General features: G+C 62.9%; 21 protein-coding genes. 8 read left to right on the top strand and 13 right to left on the bottom strand.

Annotated features, from left to right (window positions below):
* Positions 1-8: 8 nt before the first annotated feature.
* From ACD578_RS01285 to ACD578_RS01310, 6 genes are all read right to left on the bottom strand, one after another.
* A complete protein-coding gene (locus tag ACD578_RS01285) occupies positions 9-1,412 on the bottom strand; it encodes a virulence factor family protein (protein ID WP_404290167.1) in 1,404 nt (467 codons plus the stop codon).
* Positions 1,409-3,895 carry a bifunctional lysylphosphatidylglycerol flippase/synthetase MprF gene (mprF, locus tag ACD578_RS01290; RefSeq protein ID WP_404290169.1) on the bottom strand — a complete coding sequence of 829 codons (2,487 nt, stop codon included), beginning with the start codon at positions 3,893-3,895 and terminating at the stop codon, positions 1,409-1,411. The genes ACD578_RS01285 and mprF overlap by 4 nt, the downstream gene beginning before the upstream one ends.
* A gap of 29 nt (positions 3,896-3,924) precedes the next feature.
* A complete protein-coding gene (locus ACD578_RS01295) occupies positions 3,925-4,068 on the bottom strand; it encodes a hypothetical protein (protein ID WP_404290171.1) in 144 nt (47 codons plus the stop codon).
* Between the two features lie 88 nt (positions 4,069-4,156).
* The gene (locus tag ACD578_RS01300) at positions 4,157-4,567 is read right to left on the bottom strand and encodes a hypothetical protein (RefSeq protein WP_404290173.1); all 411 of its coding nucleotides are present in this window, start codon (positions 4,565-4,567) and stop codon (positions 4,157-4,159) included.
* 447 nt (positions 4,568-5,014) lie between these two features.
* Positions 5,015-5,281, bottom strand: a complete 267-nt coding sequence (locus ACD578_RS01305; RefSeq protein ID WP_404290175.1) for a hypothetical protein — start codon at positions 5,279-5,281, stop codon at positions 5,015-5,017.
* A 120-nt stretch (positions 5,282-5,401) separates the two neighbouring features.
* Positions 5,402-5,815, bottom strand: coding sequence for a response regulator (locus ACD578_RS01310; protein WP_404290177.1), 414 nt, complete (start codon positions 5,813-5,815; stop codon positions 5,402-5,404).
* 216 nt (positions 5,816-6,031) lie between these two features.
* Here ACD578_RS01310 and ACD578_RS01315 point away from each other — a divergent pair, with 216 nt between their 5' ends.
* Positions 6,032-6,355, top strand: a complete 324-nt coding sequence (locus ACD578_RS01315) for a hypothetical protein (RefSeq protein WP_404290179.1) — start codon at positions 6,032-6,034, stop codon at positions 6,353-6,355.
* Between the two features lie 130 nt (positions 6,356-6,485).
* On the opposite strand, the gene ampC is transcribed toward ACD578_RS01315, so the two are convergent.
* Complete coding sequence (ampC, locus tag ACD578_RS01320) at positions 6,486-7,652, bottom strand: class C beta-lactamase (protein ID WP_404290181.1); 1,167 nt, start codon at positions 7,650-7,652, stop codon at positions 6,486-6,488.
* Between the two features lie 49 nt (positions 7,653-7,701).
* Between ampC and ACD578_RS01325 the strand changes: the two genes are divergently transcribed.
* The 4 genes from ACD578_RS01325 (at position 7,702) to ACD578_RS01340 (ending at position 9,518) form a co-directional block, all read left to right on the top strand.
* Positions 7,702-7,941 (top strand): hypothetical protein, encoded by a 240-nt coding sequence (locus ACD578_RS01325; protein ID WP_404290183.1) that lies wholly within the window; start codon positions 7,702-7,704, stop codon positions 7,939-7,941.
* 32 nt (positions 7,942-7,973) lie between these two features.
* Complete coding sequence (locus ACD578_RS01330; RefSeq protein WP_404290185.1) at positions 7,974-8,270, top strand: hypothetical protein; 297 nt, start codon at positions 7,974-7,976, stop codon at positions 8,268-8,270.
* A 508-nt stretch (positions 8,271-8,778) separates the two neighbouring features.
* Positions 8,779-9,087 carry a putative quinol monooxygenase gene (locus ACD578_RS01335; protein WP_404290187.1) on the top strand — a complete coding sequence of 103 codons (309 nt, stop codon included), beginning with the start codon at positions 8,779-8,781 and terminating at the stop codon, positions 9,085-9,087.
* A gap of 173 nt (positions 9,088-9,260) precedes the next feature.
* Entirely contained in the window at positions 9,261-9,518 is a 258-nt protein-coding gene (locus ACD578_RS01340; protein WP_404290189.1) for a DUF6894 family protein, read from the top strand.
* A gap of 124 nt (positions 9,519-9,642) precedes the next feature.
* Here ACD578_RS01340 and ACD578_RS01345 read toward each other — a convergent pair whose 3' ends face one another.
* Genes ACD578_RS01345 through ACD578_RS01355 form a run of 3 tightly spaced genes read right to left on the bottom strand, consistent with a single transcriptional unit; the run spans position 9,643 to position 12,612 of the window.
* Positions 9,643-10,413: an ABC transporter ATP-binding protein gene (locus tag ACD578_RS01345; RefSeq protein ID WP_404290191.1), complete on the bottom strand. Its 771-nt coding sequence runs from the start codon at positions 10,411-10,413 to the stop codon at positions 9,643-9,645.
* Positions 10,407-11,471: a FecCD family ABC transporter permease gene (locus ACD578_RS01350; protein WP_404290193.1), complete on the bottom strand. Its 1,065-nt coding sequence runs from the start codon at positions 11,469-11,471 to the stop codon at positions 10,407-10,409. The genes ACD578_RS01345 and ACD578_RS01350 overlap by 7 nt, the downstream gene beginning before the upstream one ends.
* Positions 11,472-11,475: 4 nt before the next feature.
* Positions 11,476-12,612, bottom strand: coding sequence for an ABC transporter substrate-binding protein (locus ACD578_RS01355; RefSeq protein ID WP_404290195.1), 1,137 nt, complete (start codon positions 12,610-12,612; stop codon positions 11,476-11,478).
* A gap of 207 nt (positions 12,613-12,819) precedes the next feature.
* Here ACD578_RS01355 and ACD578_RS01360 point away from each other — a divergent pair, with 207 nt between their 5' ends.
* Together ACD578_RS01360 and ACD578_RS01365 are read left to right on the top strand one after the other, a co-directional pair.
* Complete coding sequence (locus tag ACD578_RS01360; RefSeq protein ID WP_404290197.1) at positions 12,820-13,602, top strand: class I SAM-dependent methyltransferase; 783 nt, start codon at positions 12,820-12,822, stop codon at positions 13,600-13,602.
* A gap of 71 nt (positions 13,603-13,673) precedes the next feature.
* Positions 13,674-14,357 (top strand): hypothetical protein, encoded by a 684-nt coding sequence (locus ACD578_RS01365; RefSeq protein ID WP_404290199.1) that lies wholly within the window; start codon positions 13,674-13,676, stop codon positions 14,355-14,357.
* 153 nt (positions 14,358-14,510) lie between these two features.
* Here the strand turns inward: ACD578_RS01365 and ACD578_RS01370 are convergent, their stop codons facing one another.
* On the bottom strand, positions 14,511-15,518 hold the full coding sequence (locus tag ACD578_RS01370; RefSeq protein ID WP_404290201.1) for a threo-3-hydroxy-L-aspartate ammonia-lyase: 1,008 nt from the start codon (positions 15,516-15,518) through the stop codon (positions 14,511-14,513).
* Between the two features lie 226 nt (positions 15,519-15,744).
* On the opposite strand from ACD578_RS01370, the gene ACD578_RS01375 reads away from it, so the two are divergent.
* Positions 15,745-16,800, top strand: coding sequence for a hemerythrin domain-containing protein (locus ACD578_RS01375; protein WP_404290203.1), 1,056 nt, complete (start codon positions 15,745-15,747; stop codon positions 16,798-16,800).
* A gap of 87 nt (positions 16,801-16,887) precedes the next feature.
* Here ACD578_RS01375 and ACD578_RS01380 read toward each other — a convergent pair whose 3' ends face one another.
* A complete protein-coding gene (locus ACD578_RS01380) occupies positions 16,888-17,025 on the bottom strand; it encodes a hypothetical protein (protein WP_404290205.1) in 138 nt (45 codons plus the stop codon).
* A gap of 12 nt (positions 17,026-17,037) precedes the next feature.
* Positions 17,038-19,533 carry a glucose/quinate/shikimate family membrane-bound PQQ-dependent dehydrogenase gene (locus tag ACD578_RS01385; RefSeq protein ID WP_404290207.1) on the bottom strand — a complete coding sequence of 832 codons (2,496 nt, stop codon included), beginning with the start codon at positions 19,531-19,533 and terminating at the stop codon, positions 17,038-17,040.
* Positions 19,534-19,535: the final 2 nt, after the last annotated feature.

Genomic DNA, 19,535 nt, shown 5'->3' on the forward strand with positions numbered 1-19,535 from the left:
ACGATGCGTTAGGGAGCCGGGTTCAGCCGCCCCCAAATCGCTTCCGCGGCTTTGCTGTAATCGCCGTCGAAATGATGCCCACCCTCCAGTGCGACCCGCTGCGCTTCGCCAAGTTCGGGTGCCGTGCAGGAGGTCTCGTTGTCGTCCGCCTCCTCCGTGCCGTAGATGCATTGCGTCCTGTCCAGCGGCAATTGATGCAGGAGAGGAGCCAAGGGACGGCTTTCGGCCGAGGCTGAGCCGATGAAGCCCTCCACGGTCACTTCGAAATCGGCATTGGTGCCAAGCGCAAGAAGCGACACGACACCGACGCGGTCTCGGATCGTTTTCGGCAGTTCGGGCCACACGTCGGGCATGATGTCGGAACCGAACGAGAAGCCGACGATCGCGTAACGGTCGGTGCCGAATTCGGCGCCGTAATGATCGAATAGCAGGGCGAGATCGGCAGCAACGTCCTTCGGATTTTTCTTGGACCAGAAGTAGCGCAGCGAATCCAGCCCCACGACGGCAACACCTTTCTGTGCCAGCCACTCGCCGATGGACTTGTCGATATCCCGCCAGCCGCCGTCTCCTGAGACGATCACGGCCATCCCTTTCACAGGGCCTTCGGGTCGGATGACCGAAACGGGCATCTGAGAATGCCCGCGCTCGCCGGTCTTGCCCAGTTCGACGGCGTTCTCGATCAAGGCTTCACGGATTGCGGCGTCATCTTCGGCAGGCACGAATGCCACGTCACCGTCGATGCCCTGGAAGGCCTCGGTGCTTTGGCGCTCGCGTTCGGGTGCAATGGCCCGCCAGGGTGCAGGCAGATCGGGCACCTGGCGCAGGGCAAAGTATCCGTCGCCAGCAGGTTCCAGCTTCGGCTCGAAGCAATAGGTTCTGTCGGTTCTCAGCAAGGGCTTGAAGCCGATGCCGATGGCGCCTCCCAGGGTATTCGCCGGAGCCTGCGCCAGAGCGGCATAAGCGAAGGCTGCTCCATCACCCCGCCCAACGATTACGGGAAAGAAGTAGCGCTGGAGCCCGAGCTTGCGCTGCACCGCCTGAGCGAGATCCTTGAGGTCGTCCGACACGTAGTGACATTCGTCGGTTGGCGGCGACTTGGCAAAGTCTGCGCGCAACGCCTCGAAGTTGAACGACACGGCAACCAGCCCGGCCTTCGCCAGCGCGAATGCATCCTGTCGGCCTGCGGTCGCATCGGCTTCATTCGCCGCCAGAATGACCAATCCCCGAGGCTGACGATCCTCCGCTTGGACAACATCGACAGGGCCGAACTCATCCACATCGATCCTCATGGTGGTGATGGTGGGCGGCATCAGGGCGGACCAGGCGGAGCGTCCGAGCAGAATGCTTCCGAACAGCAGGGCGGCGAGCGCCAAGATGACGGTCAGAATGTGGATCGGCTTGAGCGGCTTCATGATCTGGCCCCCTTGCTGATGGTTTTGATCGGGCCGCCCGAAATCAAATTGCTGACGTCGAGCAGAATCTGCGGCAGTGCCCATCCGCCGGGGCTGGCGAGATAGCGCGGTTCCCAGACGGGGCCGAACTTTTCCTTGTAGGCCCTCAATCCCTTGAAGCCGTAGAAACGCTCGCCGTTACGAGCAACGAAGGCTGCAACCTTGTGCCAACTCGGAGCAAGGCGATGGTCGGACAGGCCCGAGAGCGGCGCCATGCCGAGGTTGAACCAGCGATAGCCTCGCGCCTTGCCCTCCTGCATGAGCGTGACGAAGAGAAGATCCATGATGCCGGCGATATCCGGCAGATGGCGCATGAGATCGATGGTGATCTCGCCTCCGGGCTGGCCATACCAGATATTCGCGAAGGCGACGATGCGGCCTTCGCGGCGAATCACGGCAACGTCGAAATACGACACGTAGCGTTCCGACCAGAAGCCGATGGAGAAGCCCTTCTCGCCTGCACCGCGTACGGCCAGCCAGGCATCGGAGACAGTCTTGAGTTCGGCGAGATGCGCGGGCACCTCGGCGGCGGGGATGATTGCGAATTCCAGGTTCTCGCGTTTGGCGCGGTTGAGTGCGGCGCGCCAATCCTTGCCGACCTTGCCTTCGGTCGTGAAAGTCTCAAGGTCTACATGCGCCTCTTCGCCGAGCTTCACGAGGGACAATCCGCCGTCGAGATAAAGAGGCAGGTGCGCGGGGCTGACCTGATAGAATACGGGCCAGCCTGCATGCCGATCAGCCTCCTCAAGGAATTGCCACATGAGATCGGCCGCATGTTCGGGCTTCCCGATCGGATCGCCCATGGCGATCCAGCTCTTGCCGCGCACGGCATACATGAGGAAGGCCTCGCCTGATGCGTGGAAGAGGAAGCGCTTGTCCTCCAGGAGAGCGAGATGCGCGTCGGCCCGCTCCGCATGGGCCAGCGCGGGAGCAAGCGCTCCGGTCTTCAGGGGCTCCACCCGTCGGACACCGGGATGGCGATGGATCATGGCGTAGAGCGACAGGGCCGCGCCGATGATGATGGCACCGAGGCTGCTGCGCAGGAAGCGGGAGGCATCGTCGTGCCAGTTGAACTGCCACCACAGGTCATGGCTGTAATCGACATCCTGGAACGTCGTGAGGCCGAGCCAGATGCTGCAGCCGAGAATGAAGGCCACGGCGACCAGCCATCGCGGCTCAAGCGGTTCGGTGAAGATTCCTGCTCTTCGGTAAAAGGCCGAGCGGTGGGTCAGGAGCAGAGCGAGAACGGCGCCAAGAACGAGCGCCTCCTCCCAATCGAAGCCTTTGGCCAGCGATACCACGATCCCGGCGCCGATGACGACGATGGACAGGCTCCAGGCACTCGAAAGGCGGCGCATCAGCCCCCGGGACAGGATGAGGAGCACGACACCGGCCGTGCTGCCGACGAGGTGCGAGACCTCCGCAAAGGGCAGAGGCACCAGAAGCCGCAGGGCACGCACGCGCGAGTAGTCGTTGGGAAGCGCGCCGGAGGTGAGCAGCACGAGGCCGCCGATGAATGTGAGAATGGCGAGGGCCGCGGGCACGAAGGGCAGCACGAGATGGCGGACGCGCCGTGCCGCTCGTGTGAGCTTTGCGTCCCATCGTTTCACTTCGTGGACCGCGAAAAGCACAACGGCGAAAAGGAATGGGATCAGCGTATAGGTGAGCCGCCAGACGAGAACGGCAGACAGCAACTCGGCTGACGGAACATGTGGGAAGGCCAGCAGGATCGCCGCCTCGAAAGCGCCGAGCCCGGCCGGGACGTGACTGACGATGGCCAGCAGAATTGCGCTGGCGAAGACGGCGGCAAAGGCCGGAAAGCCGATGCCGATATCCTGCGGAAGAAGGACCCAAAGGGCTGCGGCGGCTGCGCATATGTCCGTCAGGCCAAGGCCGATCTGGACAAGCGCCGCTCCGCCGCCCGGAAGGCGGATCCGCACATTGCCTCGGCCGATCTCCCGGCCGCCCCTGCGGCTCCAGGCCAGGTAAACGGCAAGACCGGCCAGCAACACCATGCCGATGGCGCGGTTGAGGCCGTCGGGCAGATGGTCGAGGGAGGCGAGAGCCTGCGGCTCGGAGGCGGCGCTCAGCCCAAGAACCCCGGCCATGCCGATCCACAGGGTCATGGCGGCAACAGCCGTGAGCTTCGCGACCTCGCCCAGGGTCAAGCCGGCTCTGCCATAAACGCGCCAGCGCACGGCGCCGGCCGTCATGAGAGGAAAGCCGAGGGTATGGCCGATGGCGTAGCTCGTGAACGACCCGAGGGCGACAGTCTTGAGCGGTACCGCCTTGTCCGTCGCCGCGCGGATGCCGAAGACATCATACCCGATCAGGGCGCCGTAGCTTGTGGCCGCAAGGAGAAGGGAGAGCCCGATGAGCTGGAGCGGTGTGCCGAGGGCGCTCGCAGCCACGGTCGAAAGATCGAGCCCGGACAGAAGCTTCATGAGCAGAAACGCCAGACCGGCACATCCTGCTATGGCAAGAGCCGGCATCGTCCATCGTAGGTGTGGATACCGACGGCGAGGGAATCGACCGCAATGGGGCGGGACGCATCGGGCGCCTGCTGCGCCCCGATGGCGGGCCTCACCTCGGCTGCACGAAGAGCGTTGGTTGGCATGGGAGAACTCGTCTGATTTTCAGGGCGCCTGCAATCTCGGCGCCGGGATGCCTCGACCGTCGGTCAAAGCATGAGCAAGGATGGTGTGCTAAGGCTGCACACGCGGGCGCTCACGCACGCGGGAAAGCGGCGTAGCGGCGGGCTCAGACGAGAGGGGGCCGGTCGGTGGGGCGGCGCAGGGCCTGTGAGAGGGCGGTGCGTTGGGATAGGAGACGCAAGATATCCTGATCAGACGGGCGTGATCGAGAACGATGGTCGGCGCGGCGCCGGGCAGGACGGACCCCGAATCGTCATCGCCGCCACTGGGCGCGGCCTGGAAGTATAACGAGGTGTCTTCAAGCGGGGCGATGACATCGCCGGAAAGGCTCAGCGTGCTTTCACCCGATTCGATCCGGTCCCTGGCCTCGAAGAGGCATGGCTTCGCCTGCACTGCGCCTGCCATGAGCAGAAGCGCCAGAAGCGACTGGGCGAGAGCCAGAAGGATTCGGTGCGGGATCACGGAAGAATTGCCTTAACGCCTATGCGATCATTTCACAGGAAAACTGAATGATTCCTGATTGCGGCAAAAGCAAGTGGAGGCCGGATCGTCAAAAAAGAAAGCGCCCGCTTCAACGGGCGCTTTAAGGTCCGACCCGTAGGGGCAAATAAGAAGGTCGTGAACCTATCTATTCGTGGAGTATTTTGGCCGAATTGTGACCGTTCGTGGTCTGAATAGGATGTGTCAATAGAATATCCGCGCTATTCTGACGCCCTCCGATGGTTCATTTGCAAACTATTTGGACTTGATCAGCCATAATATCTGATTTATGTCGAGCCAACCGTAGGGGCAAATACGGTTCGAAGGGTCGCGAACACAGTCGTTTAAAGACTGGGCGCGGCCCTTTTCTATATATGGCTATGATTTCTGTTTATTGCTAGCATGGGGAGTGTTTGGGAATGGGGTCCGTTATTTGGGCCTGCTGCGGGCCTCCTGCAGCCGCTCCATCATCGCCTTGATCTCCTCAGCCGCCTTCAACCCGCGAATGCCGATCACCCCGCGGTCGATGCTTCGTCCGTTCTCGTCCTTCCGGCCGTTGAAGAAGACGTCCCGCTCCTGCTTGGACATCTTGAGGACGGCGCGGGCCTCCGTCTCGATCCTCCATTCCTCGGACCAAGTGCTGACGGGCTCGCCGGTGAATTCTGAAATGGCTTTGGTGTCGCGGGAATAGGTCATCCCGCCTGTATGCCGGACGGGCGTGACAAGATCGTTAATGCTCGTGTGATCGCCACGGCAACACGGCAAGGTCGTCGACCAGCAGGCCGAGAGTTTGGCTGCGGCTGCGAGTGAAACGGATCAGGCGGCCTTCGAGCTGGGAAATGGGAGAACTTGAGCCGCTTCCGGACTCCTCAGAGCCTGCAGGACCTCGAGAACTCTGACCGGAGATGCCGGCGGGACAAAGACCGCGTGTGCAGATGGGATCTCGGCCGGGTCGAGGGCCGCGATCAGCAGCACCGGCCGATCGGGATGATGGCTCTGGTACTCGTCTTTCAGGATCCAGCCACAGACGAGCCCTGGCAGGTTCACCTTGCTCACGAGCCAGTCGATCTCGTCTCCTTGCTGGCACAAGATCAGCAACGCGCGCTCTCCGTTGGGTGAGGCCATCACCTCGAACCCGCTCGTCTGCAGAAGCTGAGCCAGGAGCTCGCGGGTAATCGCATCATCTTCGACAACAAGGACCGTAGCCCTGGATCGAGAAGCGGAAAGCATTCTGGTTCCCCCAGATGACAGATGAGTCTCCGCCTTTTCCGATTAACGCCGTCTTAATCGAGGCTGCTCCTTCCGGGGGATCGTACCGAATGGTCGCTGCCACGTCCCCGAGGCAGACGTCGGGTCCTGGCCGAGGTTTGAGAATGCCGCCACGCTGAAACGGGAGGCCGCCTTCGCCGTTATCAAGGCGTCCTTTGAAAATTTGGAGAACGAGCCATGCGTGCCTCTAATCTCAAGTTTGCGGTTGCTGCGGTGCTGGTCGCGGTTCCGACTCTGGTATGTGCGGAGGAGGGTGGTGCGGCGGCAGGCGCGATTGCCGGCGGCACGGCGGGGGCCGTCGTGGGCGGGCCTGTCGGTGCAGCTGTCGGAGCGGGCATCGGTGGGGTGGCCGGTGGCGCCGTGTCCGGCCCGGATCAGAAGAACGTGATCATCGAGCACCGGGATGTGGGGACGACCGGCAGCACCGGATGCTCAACAACGACAAAACAGAAGACGGACGAGTTCGGCGACACCACGACGAAACAGAAGACCGAGTGCTAGCGGATCATGCGGACCTTCGGTCCAATACTCTCGTATTGCCGAGGGCGAGAGGCCCGAAGGGCGCCGCGGCATTGGGCGGCGCTGGGTGAGATGGGATACGCCATTGTCGAACGAAATCTCATCGTGAGTTCTATTCCGTCAGGCGCGAAAGCACTTGATGGGCCGCCTTCACGCGGGCGTCATTGGGATACCCCTTGTTCGCCAGAATGACGATGCCGACCTTCTTGTCCGGAATGAAAGCCGCATAGGCTCCGAATCCGAGGGTCGATCCGGTCTTGTTGATGATCACGTTTCCACGCGGCGCCATGGGCGGATCGATCGCAGTTGCAGGATGCGCCTTCTGGTTCATCGTGTTGCCGGCAATGAATTTGTCCAGCGCAACCGGATAGGGATATTGCTCCCAGATGAGATCCTGGATCAGTTCGCCCGAGCGGAAGTAGCCTTTGTGTGTTGCACGGACGGCTTGGGCGAGTTTCTCCGACACCGAGCCGATGCCCATGTTCACCTCGAGGAAGCGGATCATGTCGACGGCGTTCGACTTCACGCCATAGGCTTCGTCCGCGAGCAGGGCTTGAGAGACGCGGATGGGCTTGTCGTCGCGGCTGTAGCCCCAGGCGTATGATTTCATCTCGGCCGCGGGAACATCGATATAGGTTCGCTGCATCCCGAGTTCAGAAAACAATCGGCGTTCCGCAAGGGCCTTGAAACTTGCGCCCATGGTTCGTGCGGCGACCGTGCTGAGAAGCCCGATGCTCGGATTGGCATAGCTGCGATACGTCCCCGGAGCGTATTTGGGCTTCCACGCGCGATAATAGGCGATGAGCTGCTCTTGATCCTTCACGTTTCCGGGCAGCTGTAGCGGGAAGCCGCCGGCGGTATGCGTCGCGAGATCCAGGAGCCGCACCTTGTCGAGGGCGCTGCCCTTCAGCTCGGACATGTGTTGGCTGACGCTATCGTTCAGCGACAGCTTGCCCTCGACCTCGGCATAGGCCGCCAAGGTTGCAGTAAACGTCTTGCTGATCGATCCCAGCTCGAAGAGCGTATCGCGCGTGACAGGAGCCCGGGATTCCTTCGAGGCCAGGCCATACTCGATGAAATGGCGTTGTCCATCAATTGTCACCGCAACGGCTAGGCCGGGAATTCCATATTGCTCGATGACCGGCTTCATCGCGTCGTCGACGGCCTGCCGTACCCTGGCGTCCCGATCGGGACCTGCGGCGAACGCGTGCGACAGGGTGAAGGCAGAGGCGACAAGAGCGGCTGCAAGCCTGGGGTAAAGTCGCGACAGCAAAAGCATCTCCTTTCGGCCCGGCATATGGGCCTTTGATGAGGATACGTCCTCACTCATGTTGCCGATGGCGAGCGAAATGATGCTCAATCCCATAAACGGCGCATCGTCCCTCGCGGGAAACCGGATCCTCTTTTCCGTACGATTCGCTAAACAAGAGGTCATGACGGTTCGGCTGATGCTCTCGGCAACGATGGTGGCGCATAGGGAAGGGCTGGTTGAGCCCGGAGTTCGCCGCTTTCAACAGAGATCACTGTATTCCATCAAGAAAGTCTTTGCTTTGCTGACGACATCTTGAGATCTCTACTCACGTTCTCCTGGAGCCCGACAATGCGCTATGTGGCAATCGCTTCGCTTCTGATCATCGGCTTGACGAGTCAAGCCGTGGGCCAAACCGGCCCTGCGCCGACAAACGACGTCGTGACCGCAAGCCGGACGGAAATGCGCGAGCTGATCGAGGCGACGCAGGCCGTTGCGAAGGCATCCCGTGAGAACGTTGATCATGCCCGGGTCGTCCCGGACCTCCTCTACCAGATCCTGACGAAACTCGATAAAATCGAGGACAAGCTCGACAAGGTCGAAACGACCCTCAAAGCGACCCAGGCGGCCGCTTCCAGGAAGCGATAGGCCGCAGTCGGCAGCGAGCACAAGCCTTCATCGCAGCCTTGCCTATCCCGTCGAGCCTTTAAAGAATTCCTTGAGCCTTCAGGAGGACCGCAACGGCTATCAGAGTGCCGCTGACGGCATAAGGAAACCAATTGGGATAAGGGCGGTCATGCCCGTTGTAATTGCTCATCATGAGCCCCATTGCAGTTCATAATGCTGTGCTCCGGTTGCCCATCATGGGCACGACACAGCTTGCAGCGATGATCATACGACTAAAGTCGATAATGACCAGCGGAAATCTGCCGTAGGGTAAACATTATGCCCGGCGGCTTTGGCCCGTGCGTTTGGAGATGGCAGCGGTGCCGCGGGAGCATGTCATGCAGACGGCATGGTCGAATCGGTGAAGAGAGCTTTAGCCTGCTGCCCTACCGGAGAGGGAGAAGGTCGATGATGGACCGACCTAGGCGTTGCCTGCACGCGCTCCATATTCTTGCCAGCCGTCTCAAAGGGGCCGGAAAAGGATCGTGGCATGGCCAAACTCGCTCTGTATGTGGCTCTCGAGGCTAGGGCGGACAAAGAGGAGGAGGCGGCGGAGTTTCTGCGCTCGCTGTTATCCCTCGCGCAGGAGGAGCCCGGTACGACCACCTGGTACGCGGTTCGCTTCGACCACAATACCTTTGCAATCTTCGATGCTTTTCCCGACGAGGACGCCCGGAATGCTCATCTGGCGGGTCAGGTTGCCGTGACCTTGATCCAACAGGCTCCCGATCTGTTCGTCGACCCTCCCGAGATCCAGCGCCTGGAGATCCTGGCCTATAAGCCTCATCAGGCGCCGTAATCTCCCCACCTGATGCCGCCGCTCAGTCGCCAAGGTCCCGAGTGGGTAGCCGGGTGGCTCGGAGATGGCAGTGATGTCATGGGCATAGGTCATATTCAGGTCTATGATCGGATGGAGTGAACAAAGGCTGCGCGCAACCATTGACAGCCACAGCTTTTCGCCCGGGGAGTTCAATGCCGCGCTTCTTCTTCGACACTTATGATGGGGAAAAACTCATTCCCGATGATGTGGGTTTGGAACTGGAAAGCCTGGAGGTTGCCAAAACCGAGGCACAGAAATGCTTGCCCGAGATGGCGAAGGATGCTCTTCCTGACGACAATCACCGAACCTTCGTGGTCAACGTGAGGGATGAAGCGGGGAAGGTCATGCTGCGGATGGCCCTCTCTCTTGTCATTGAAGAGGGCGCGGTCGACGATCAACCTGTCGAATAGGTCTTCCCTTGGTATGGCAGATGATGTCGGACGGCATTGACGCTCCCACCTCTTGAAAGACTCGGCAGAAGAGGGAGCAAGTCGGTGGGTCTTAAAACCTCGTAAGCCTAGGCCCTGTTGCCGCTCACGCCCGCTCGAGAGGGCCGTCGATAATCACATGAGGACAGAGGCGGGAGCATTGCTCGATGCGGCCTTCCACCTTGTAGATGTTTTGGAGCAGGGTAGAGGTGATCACCGTGTCCACCGGACCGCAGGTCACCATGGTGCCGGCATCGATCACCATCACCCGGTCCGCTACGCGCAGAACCTGGTTGAGGTCGTGAATGGCGAGGACGACACAGATTTCGCGGTCCTTCGCGAGCGAGCGGATCAGGGCCAGCACCTCCACCTGCCGGTGCAGATCGAGGGCGCTTGTCGGCTCGTCGAGAAGCAGGATCTTCGGGGTACGCACCAGCACCTGGGCGAGCGAGACCAGCTGACGCTGCCCGCCGCTGAGTTCGTGCAGGCCCTTGAAGGAAATAGGCTCGATCTGAAGGCTGTAGAGGACGCGGTCGACCTCCTCGAGATCCTCGTCGGTGACCTTGCGGGCAGCACCCTGCTTGCGGGCGAGCAGGATCGACTCGTAGACGGTCAGCACCGTGTTCACGGAGGTGTCCTGCGGCATGTAGCAGACATGGCTCGAGCTTGCCTTATGCGCCGTATCGTCGATGCGGATGACGCCGGGACCGTCGAGCAGGCCGGCGATGCGTCGGAACAGGCTCGACTTGCCGGCGGCGTTGGGCCCGATCACGGCAGTGACCTCGCCGCCCTTCAGCAACGGCGTGGTGACGCCGGAGAGGACCTCCTGCTTGCCGTAGCGAACGCCGACATCGGTCAGTTGCAGGGTCGCTACCATGAGCGCCTCCGGCTGGACATGATCAGACTGAAGAGGAACGGCACGCCCACGAGTGCCGTGATGATGCCGATGGGAAAGATCGTTCCGGGCACGATGGATTTGCTGACGACCGAGGTGAGCGACAGGATCGCAGCACCCGACAGAACGGAGGCCGGCAGGAAATAGCGCTGATCCTCGCCCACCAGCATGCGCGCGATATGCGGACCGACGAGACCAATGAAGCCGATGGTACCCACGAAGGCCACGGGTACGGCGGCCAGCAGGCTGATGATCATCATCGTCTCGAGGCGCAGCCAGCGTACGTTGACGCCGAAGCTTGCCGCCTTGTCTTCGCCGAGGCGAAGAGCCGTGAGCGCCCAGGCGCGACGCATGAAGAGCGGAAGCGAGACCGCGACAACGATCGTGGTGATGGCAAGCTTCGGCCATGTGGCGCGCGTCAGGCTGCCCATGGTCCAGAACACCACGGCGGACAGCGCCTGTTCGGAGGCGAGATACTGCACCAGTGCGAGAAGCGCGTTGAAGGTGAAGACGAGGGTGATGCCGAGGAGCACGATGGTCTCGACGGTGACGCCGCGCTTCTGGCTCATGAAATGGATGAAGAGCGCAGCTGCCATGGCCATCAAAAGCGCGTTGATCGACACCACGTAATCGATGGCCCAGGGCAGGATGCCGACACCGAAGACGAGCGCGATCGAAGCGCCGAAGCTCGCCGCCGCCGAGATGCCGAGCGTGAAGGGGCTGGCGAGCGGGTTGTTGAGGATGGTCTGCATCTGCGCGCCCGCCGCCGAGAGCGCTGCGCCCACAACGACCGCCATGAGCGCGACCGGCATGCGGATCTCCCAGATCACCACGCTGATCTGCAGCGAGACATCGGGCGAACCCATCAGCGCCAGCACGACTTCGCGCATGGTGTAGCGGGCCGGTCCCAATCCGAGATCTGCGATCACGGAAAGGGCCAGAACAAGGCTCAGTGCAAGAAGCACGAGCTTCTTGCGCTGCACGAGGACGCGGTAGGCCCCGCGTCCCTTAAGTACGCCGATGGCGGGCGAGTGAGCCAAGGGGCTATTCCTTGTCGGTGAGCGACACCCAGTATCCGGTCTTGTAGGGAACCGGCAGGAAGCGATCATAGAGTGCCTTCATGGTCTGCTCAGGGTCGATGTCCTTGAACAGGTCAGGGTGCAGCCACTTGGCCATCGCCTGGATGGCGATGAACTGGTAGGGGCTGTTGTAGAACTGGTGCCAGACGGCGTGGACCTGATTGTCGCGCACGGCCTTCACGCCGGTATAGGCGGGACGCTTCATCAGTGCGGCGAGCTTGTCGCGCGCCTTCGCCTTGTCCGCGCCGGAGCCGACGCCGACCCAGGCGCCGCCGGGAACGTAGAGCTCCCAGTTCGAACCCGTGATGATCACCTGATCCGGATTGGCCGCGATGATCTGCTCCGGATTCACCACGCCGAAAGTGCCGGGGATGATCTTGGCCGCGAGGTTCTGCCCGCCCGCGACTTCCACGAACTTGCCGAAGTTCTCGTTGCCGAAGGACATGCAGCAATCGTCGGAATAGCCGGCCGCGCGCTCCACCATCACCACCGGCTTCGTCGGGTTGGCCTTGGCGAGGCGCTCGGTCACGAGGTCGATCTGCTGTTTACGAAATGCGATGAACTCCTCCGCGCGCGCCTCCTTGCCGAACAGCTTGCCGATGAGACGCATGCTCGGATCGGTGTTCTCGAACGGCTTCTCGCGGAAGTCGACGAAGACGACCGGGATGTCGATCTTGGCGAGCTTCTCGATGAGCTTGGCGTCGTCGGTCGCCGTCTTCGCCTCGATGTTGAGGAGGATCACGTCGGGCTCGAGGGAGACGGCCTGCTCCACATCGAAGGTGCCTTCCTTGAAGCCGCCGAAGGTCGGGATCTTGTCGATCTGCGGATACTTGGCGAGATAATCCTTGTAGCCGTCGAGATCCGCCTTCTGCAGATCGTCGCGCCAGCCCACCACGCGCTTGAACGGCTGGTCCGTGTCGAGGGTCGCCACGAAGTACATCTGGCGGCCTTCGCCGAGGATTACCTTCTCGACCGGGGCTTTGACCTCGACCTGACGGCCGGTGATGTCGGTCACCTTGATCTTGTCGGCGGCATGGGAGGAAACGGGCAGGAGCCCGACCAGCGCCACAGCGGCACCGAGAGCCAGTTTGGAGAGTTGCATGACGCGCCTCGTATCAAGGGAAAGCGGGCTTTTCCTATGTCCGGGCCAAGTGTCAGGCAAGCAATATCTTTTAGAATTACTTTAATTAAAAAGTGAAAACTCCAGTTTAAAATCGTTCTATTCTACAGTTTATAGTCATTACAATTTGACGTCCTCCGGATTTATGCCTAGAGGAGCGCCGAAACAACCTGCATTCATGGGCCCTCGATGAACTCGAACTACACTCTTCGGGACGAGATCCGCGACTATTGGTCTTTACGTGCGCCGACCTTCGACGAACAGGTCGGGCACGAGATCTTCTCGGAGGCGGAGCGGCAGGCGTGGCGTGATCTTGTCCTGCGCCATCTCGGCCCCGGCGAGGGCCGCAGAGCGCTCGATCTCGCCAGCGGCACCGGCGTGATCTCGCACCTGCTGCACGGCGTCGGCTTCGACGTCACGGGTCTCGACTGGTCTGAGGCGATGTTGAACCAGGCGCGAACCAAGGCGGCCAAGCGCGGCGCCGACATCCGGTTCGTCATGGGCGATGCGGAACGCACCCTGGAAAGGCCGGAGAGCTACGACGTGCTCGTCACGCGCCATCTGGTGTGGACGCTCGTCGATCCCAAGGCCGCGTTCCGGGAATGGCACTCCCTGCTCAAGCCCGGTGGGCGGCTTCTCATCGTCGACGGGGACTTCGTGTCGGAGACGCTCGTCAAGCGCATGATCCGGTTCGTCGAGAAGCTAGTGCCGGGACTTGCCGGAGCCTCGCATGCGCCCAATGCCATGCGCGAGACCCATGAGCGTATCCTGCGCCGAGTCTACTTCTCCAAAGGCGCGCGGGCGCAGGAGGTGGCGGCGCTGCTGCACGAGGCCGGTTTCGCGCAGACGATCATCGATCGCGATCTCACGCAGATCCATCGGCAGCAGGCGAAGAATCTGCCGCTGCTCAAAGGCCTCGAGCGCGCGACGCAGCATCGCTATGCGGTTCTCGCGGTGAAGGCCCCCACCTGAAAAGCCATGGCTTGTGGAGCCGGATCGTGCTCTCCTGATGCACTCTCTAGAGCGGCATCGGGAGAAGACCCATGGGACACAGCCTGATCAAGCTTGTCGTCGTCTGTGTTGCCCTGACAGGCGGAATGACTTTTGAGGCACGGCCGCAGCAGCGCCCCGATATCGATGTCGCAACGCCGGAAGGCCTGCCCGCCATCGGCAGATGGATGCTGACGGCCCAGAGTGTGCCCTCTGACTGGCTCGGCGAAATCTACGAGGGCAGGAATCTGCGCGAGCCCATCAATGTCATCATCGTCGATGAGGGAGCCTCGAGCGTCGACGATGCAAAGGCACGGCTGCTGGCTGCTGCTGCTCGTGCCGGCTATCCCATCCGCTTCGGCCATTCGACGGGCTACCAGGGCTTCATCGGCGGACAGCTTTATGCGCAACTGCCCCAGGGCAGGGACGATGCCTTCTCAAACGACATCTTCGAGGTCAGCAACAATCACGGCCGCATCTTCGGGCCACATCAATTCGGACAAGGATATCTCTTCGCAGGTGCCTTCAGCCGTGAGGAAATCGACCCGATTCGCGATCCGCCGCACAGTTACGGCTCGTTCAACCGGGCGCGGGACGATTTCACCCAACGTCTCAACCGCAGCACCGACTTCAAGGTGAGCCGGTTCGTCGATCTCGGCAACGCGCTGATCGGCGATCCCAAGCTCACGACCGGCGATCACGACGGGATCGCCGTTGTCGTGCGCGTTGGGCCGTGAAGCAGAAGTTTGGAGGCGTCCACGCACTTTTCACGTCATCACCGGCCTTGTGCCGGTGATCTCGATATCAGAGGTGCGGCGCTTCACAGCATCGGGATGGCCGGCACGAGGCCGGCCATGACGTGGTCGTGTGTCACCCCCGGCGCGCGAAGGTTACCCCGCCAGAAATCCCGCCAGCGCTCTCGGGTCCACGTTGCCGCCGCTGATGATGATGCCGACCCGCTTGTCCCTGCAGGGCACGAGGCCGTGGAGGGCGGCCGCGGCCGCGAGGCATCCGGTGGGCTCGACCACGATCTTCATGCGCTCGACGAAGAAGCGCATGGTGTCCACCAGCTGCGCGTCCGACACGGTGAGGATGTCATCGACGAGGGCGCGCATGATGGGAAACGTCTTGTTGCCCACATAGGTCGTCTGCGCGCCGTCGGCGATGGTGGCGGGCACGGGGATCCTGACGATGGAGCCCGTGCGGAACGATTGCTGCGCATCGTTGCCGGCTTCCGGCTCGACGCCGTAAATTAAGCAATCGGGCGAGAGCGCCTTGGAGGAGAGCGCCGAGCCCGCGAGCAATCCGCCGCCGCCGACGCAGACGAGCAGCATGTCGAGCGGGCCGACCTCTTCGATCAGCTCCTTCGTCGCCGTGCCCTGGCCGGCGATCACGTCCTCATGGTCGTAAGGCGGGATGAGGGTCAGGCCGCGCTCCTGCGAAAGCTTGCGCCCGATGGCCTCGCGATCTTCCTTGTAGCGGTCGTAAAACACCACCTCGCCGCCATAGCCCTTGGTGGCCGCGACCTTCATGGCCGGCGCATCCTGCGGCATGATGATGACGGTCGGCACCTCCTGCAGCTGCCCGGCATAGGCGATGGCCTGGGCATGATTGCCGGAGGAGAACGCCACGACGCCGCGCTTTCTCGCGTCCGGAGACAGCCGTGCGATGGCGTTGTAGGCGCCGCGGAACTTGAACGCGCCGCCGCGCTGGAAGTTCTCCGCCTTGAAGAACAGCCTTCCGCCCGTGCGCTCGTCGGCGGTGCGGGATGTCAGAACCGGCGTTCGATGGGCCACCCCGTTGATGCGCCACGCCGCCGTGACGACGTCGTCGTAAGTCGGCAGGTTCACCGAGGCAGGGGCGACGGCCTCAACGGCTTGCAGGGTTTGCGCGTTCATCGATCTCTCACGCTTTTTGAAGCTTCGGACAAGCCCTTACGCCTCCCATGCGCAAGGCCCAGCTCTGGTTTTTGTCCATAGCAACTTTGTGCAATGCTTGTCACCTTTGGGGCTTTTTTGAGAGCCGGGAGGTCTTTCGGATTAGGTTTGGCCAAAGTCCATCGCCAGCGGAACAGCCCTCCGCTCCGGCCGTTCATGCTTATCAAGGCAAGACAGGAGGCCTCCCATGGACCTATGGCAAATGGTGGTGACGGACCACGCGAATATCGAAGAGCTCTGTCGCGAGGTTCTCCGGGCCACTGGCACCGGGCCCAACAGCCGCGCCGAGCTCTTCGCCGATCTCCAGGACGAGCTGGAACGGCACATTGCAGCGCAGCAGAACGTGCTTTATCCGGCTTTGTCAGGCCACGAGCGCACAGCCAGCTACGTGGCCGATCTCGAGAGATCACAGGACGATATCCTGCGTCAGATCGATGAACTCGCTGCCCGGCCCGACAAGAACAGCCAGGATTGGGCTGCGGACTTCAAGGACCTGACCAGCTCCATCCGGCACGCCTTCACGCTCGAAGAAAACGGCGTGATGATCGTCGCCCGCGGCGTCCTCTCCCCGAGCGAACTCAAGAGCCTCCAGCGCACCTACGAGCGCGAGCGGATCGCATCCTACGAGGCGGAGCGCTGGCATATGCCGCAATCCATGATGCCGAGCCGCTACGGCCTTCCCTCCGGCACTGTGTTCGGCGTGCTTGCAGGCGTTGCCGCCATCGGGGCCGGTGCGCTCCTGTGGACCATGACCCGGTCCGGCCATACCGGCTCGCGGCAGAACAGGCCGATGCACGTGGCACGCCGGCGTCCCGAGCCGCCATTCCCGCTCGAGAGCGGAGTCATCGACCGGAGCCTCGAAGGCTCCCACCGTGGCACCACGGGGCAGACGTCATCCGGGGCCCGGACATACAAGGCCGCAGGTGCAGCTTCCACCGGTGCGGCTTCCACCACAGGAACGTCGGCGAGCAGGATGGGCGGCGAGCAGGGAGCGGCCCAGGGCGACGAAGCGCTGCTGCACGGTGCAGGCGGAACGTCTCCGGCAGCGGGCGGAAGCCCCTCGGACGACAACTGGTTCTCCTCGGCCCATCCGCCGCGCGCTCCCTCGGGTCTCTCGACCCCGCTGCAACCGGGCGGAACGCTTCCCGCGGGCGGTCCTGCTGCCTCCACGGGCTCGGTCGGCACCGGCGGCGCTCAGACGGGCGGGGCGGATTCAGGGTCGCTGAAACGGGACGGGCGGTAACAGCCGCCCTTCTTCCCTACGTTTAAGTCCGGTTCCGTTTTCTGGCGAAATACCAGATGGCGAGAACCGCCACCACGGCCAGGACGATCAGCCACCAAGCATTCCCGGCGCCATCTGCAGCGCCGGGCGTGTTGGGGGAGCGCCTTCCACGGGCGGGCTGGCCTGTGCCAGCGCAGCCGATGTCGAGAGAAGCAGCGTCATCAGGCCGGCGACGATCCTGCGCATCGAATCCTCCCATCAGGTCCTCGGCAGGGCATAGGCGATGACGTAATCGCCCGCCTTGGTGCCGAGCGAGCCGTGGCCGCCCGCCACCACGAGCAGATATTGCCGCCCATCCGCCCCGGTATAGGTCATCGGCGTCGCCTGTCCACCGGCGGGAAGCCGCGCCTCCCAGAGCTGATTGCCGTTGGACACGTCATAGCCGCGCACGAAGTAGTCGATCGTGCCGGACAGGAACGCGACGCCGCTCGCCGTCATCATCGGCCCGCCGAGATTGGGCACGCCCATCGGGAACGGCACGGGGATCGGCGAGGCGTCGCGCACGGTGCCGTTCTTGTGCTTCCAGGCGATCTTGCCGGTGGTGAGATCGGCTGCCGCCACATAGCCCCAGGGCGGAGCCTGACAGGGGACGCCGAGCGCGGAGGTGAAGGCGGAAAGCTTCACCGCAAACGGCGCGCCGAAATTCTCGTTCAGCGCCGGCAGGCTGCTCTCGGGTCGGTTCTCGCCCTGCACATAGAGCGTCTTGTCGTCCTGGCGCGGCACGAGCTGCGACACGAAGGCGATGTAGGTCGGCGTCGTGAACGCGATCTGCCGCTCCGGATCGACCGCGACGCTGCCCCAGTTGAACACGCCGAAATTGCCGGGATAGACCAACGTGCCTTCAAGCGAGGGCGGCGTGTAGCGGCCCTCGTAGCGCAGCTTCTTGAACGCAATGCGGCAGGCGAGCTGGTCGAATAGCGTCGCGCCCCACATGTCGCGCTCGGTGAGCGGTGGCGGGTCGTAGGACAGGGCGGAGACGGGCTGCGTCGGAGACGTGCGGTCGCCCGGTGCCGCGCCCTGCGGCGCGGGCTTCTCCGTCACGGGCAGGACAGGCTGTCCCGTGCGCCGGTCGAGCACGTAGAGTTCGCCCTGCTTGGTCGGCTGCACGAGAGCCGGCACAGTCTGGCCGCCGATATTCAGGTCGATGAGGCTCGGCTGGGAGGGAACGTCGTAATCCCACAAATCGTGATGCACGGTCTGGAAGACCCAGCGCAGCTGCCCGGTCGCGATGTCGAGCGCCACGACGGAAGAGGAGAAACGGTCCACATTGGCGCTGCGGTTGCCGCCCCATTGATCCGGCGGCTGGTTGCCGAGCGGAATGTAGATGAGACCCAAGGCTTCGTCGACGCTGGAGATCGACCAGGAGTTGGGCGAGTTCGGCACGTAGGTCTCGCCCGGCGCCAGCGGCGTCGTGACATCGGGCCTGCCCGAATCCCAGTTCCACACCAGCGCGCCCGTATTCACGTCGAAGGCGCGGATGACGCCGGATTGCTCACTGGTCGACACATTGTCGAGCACGGTGCCACCGACGATGATGAGGTTTCTCGCGATGGCGGGCGGCGAGGTGGAGTAATAGGCGCCCGGCTTCACATTGGGCATGTTGGCCCAGAGATTGATCTGCCCCGTGCCGCCGCCGAAAGCGGTGCAGACGGCGCCGTTCTCCGGGTTCAGGGCGATCAGGCGCCCGTCGGCGGTGGGCATGAAGAGCTTGGTCGGGCAATTGTCCGCAGCCGGGCGCTCGCTCGCTGCAACCGGCAGGTCCGGAAGTGGCGAGGCCGTCGTGACAGGCGCAGGAGTTGGAGGCGGCGCGGCCGCAGCAGCACCATTGCCGCGATAATAGGACAGGCCCCGACAGGTCAGATGCTGCAGGGCGAGTTCGCCGCGGATCTTCGGGTCGTAGCGCCAGACCTCCTTTCCGGTCGTGTCGTCCAGCGCGATGATCGATTGATGCGGCGTGCACAGGTGCAGCCGGTTGCCGAACTTGAGCGGCGTCACTTGGAATGTGGTCTCCTCAGGATCGCCGGGGCGTCCCCTCACGTCGCCGGTGCGGTAGGTCCAGGCTTCCTGGAGGTTGGCGACGTTCTCGGGCGTGATCTGGTTGAGCGGCGAGTAGCGCTGGCCGAAAGCCGTGCGCCCATAGGCATGCCATTCGCCTGGCGGAACGCCGAGCATATCGTCGGGCACGTCCGCGCGCGGCCCCGGGGCCGTGCCTTCGATCCGCGTGGGATCGGTGAACCACGAGGCCGCCGCCACCGCAAGCGCAATGGCCAAAACTCCGGTCAGCGGCAGTCCTGCGCCCCGGAAGGCCGAGACGCGCCGCGCTGTTGCATCTCGGTCCGATGTCGAAGCGGCCGGTCGATTATCGAGGCTGCGGGTCACCCAGGGCGTGAGCAGCAACAGGCCGATGAGGAACACCACGTCGCCACGCGCCGCGAGAGGCCACCAATGGAGACCCACCTCCCACAGGGCCCAGCCGAGCGTGCCGGCGAGGACGAGTGCGAAAACCCACAAGGCTGCGGGCTTCTGCGCGAGGAGGAGAATGCCCGTGAGGAGAAAGCCGACGGCCGCAATCGCATAAAACCAGGAGCCGCCGAGCGTGATCAGCCATATGCCGCCGATGGCGAGAGCCACTCCGATCAGAAGCGTGAGAATGGCCGCGATGATGAGAACAGGGCTGCGTCCCGGGCCAGGCATGA

This window comes from Microvirga sp. RSM25, from assembly GCF_044784385.1.
GTDB classification, from domain to species: domain Bacteria; phylum Pseudomonadota; class Alphaproteobacteria; order Rhizobiales; family Beijerinckiaceae; genus Microvirga; species Microvirga tunisiensis.

Bases quoted from the DNA above. Each gene is read 5' to 3' on its own strand.
- ACD578_RS01285 (WP_404290167.1), bottom strand. From the start codon at position 1,412: ATGAAGCCGCTCAAGCCGATCCACATTCTGACCGTCATCTTGGCGCTC.
- mprF (WP_404290169.1), bottom strand. From the start codon at position 3,895: ATGAAGCTTCTGTCCGGGCTCGATCTTTCGACCGTGGCTGCGAGCGCC.
- ACD578_RS01295 (WP_404290171.1), bottom strand. From the start codon at position 4,068: ATGCCAACCAACGCTCTTCGTGCAGCCGAGGTGAGGCCCGCCATCGGG.
- ACD578_RS01305 (WP_404290175.1), bottom strand. From the start codon at position 5,281: ATGACCTATTCCCGCGACACCAAAGCCATTTCAGAATTCACCGGCGAG.
- ACD578_RS01310 (WP_404290177.1), bottom strand. From the start codon at position 5,815: ATGCTTTCCGCTTCTCGATCCAGGGCTACGGTCCTTGTTGTCGAAGAT.
- ACD578_RS01315 (WP_404290179.1), top strand. From the start codon at position 6,032: ATGCGTGCCTCTAATCTCAAGTTTGCGGTTGCTGCGGTGCTGGTCGCG.
- ampC (WP_404290181.1), bottom strand. From the start codon at position 7,652: ATGCTTTTGCTGTCGCGACTTTACCCCAGGCTTGCAGCCGCTCTTGTC.
- ACD578_RS01325 (WP_404290183.1), top strand. From the start codon at position 7,702: ATGTTGCCGATGGCGAGCGAAATGATGCTCAATCCCATAAACGGCGCA.
- ACD578_RS01330 (WP_404290185.1), top strand. From the start codon at position 7,974: ATGCGCTATGTGGCAATCGCTTCGCTTCTGATCATCGGCTTGACGAGT.
- ACD578_RS01335 (WP_404290187.1), top strand. From the start codon at position 8,779: ATGGCCAAACTCGCTCTGTATGTGGCTCTCGAGGCTAGGGCGGACAAA.
- ACD578_RS01340 (WP_404290189.1), top strand. From the start codon at position 9,261: ATGCCGCGCTTCTTCTTCGACACTTATGATGGGGAAAAACTCATTCCC.
- ACD578_RS01345 (WP_404290191.1), bottom strand. From the start codon at position 10,413: ATGGTAGCGACCCTGCAACTGACCGATGTCGGCGTTCGCTACGGCAAG.
- ACD578_RS01355 (WP_404290195.1), bottom strand. From the start codon at position 12,612: ATGCAACTCTCCAAACTGGCTCTCGGTGCCGCTGTGGCGCTGGTCGGG.
- ACD578_RS01360 (WP_404290197.1), top strand. From the start codon at position 12,820: ATGAACTCGAACTACACTCTTCGGGACGAGATCCGCGACTATTGGTCT.
- ACD578_RS01365 (WP_404290199.1), top strand. From the start codon at position 13,674: ATGGGACACAGCCTGATCAAGCTTGTCGTCGTCTGTGTTGCCCTGACA.
- ACD578_RS01370 (WP_404290201.1), bottom strand. From the start codon at position 15,518: ATGAACGCGCAAACCCTGCAAGCCGTTGAGGCCGTCGCCCCTGCCTCG.
- ACD578_RS01375 (WP_404290203.1), top strand. From the start codon at position 15,745: ATGGACCTATGGCAAATGGTGGTGACGGACCACGCGAATATCGAAGAG.
- ACD578_RS01380 (WP_404290205.1), bottom strand. From the start codon at position 17,025: ATGCGCAGGATCGTCGCCGGCCTGATGACGCTGCTTCTCTCGACATCG.
- ACD578_RS01385 (WP_404290207.1), bottom strand. From the start codon at position 19,533: ATGCCTGGCCCGGGACGCAGCCCTGTTCTCATCATCGCGGCCATTCTC.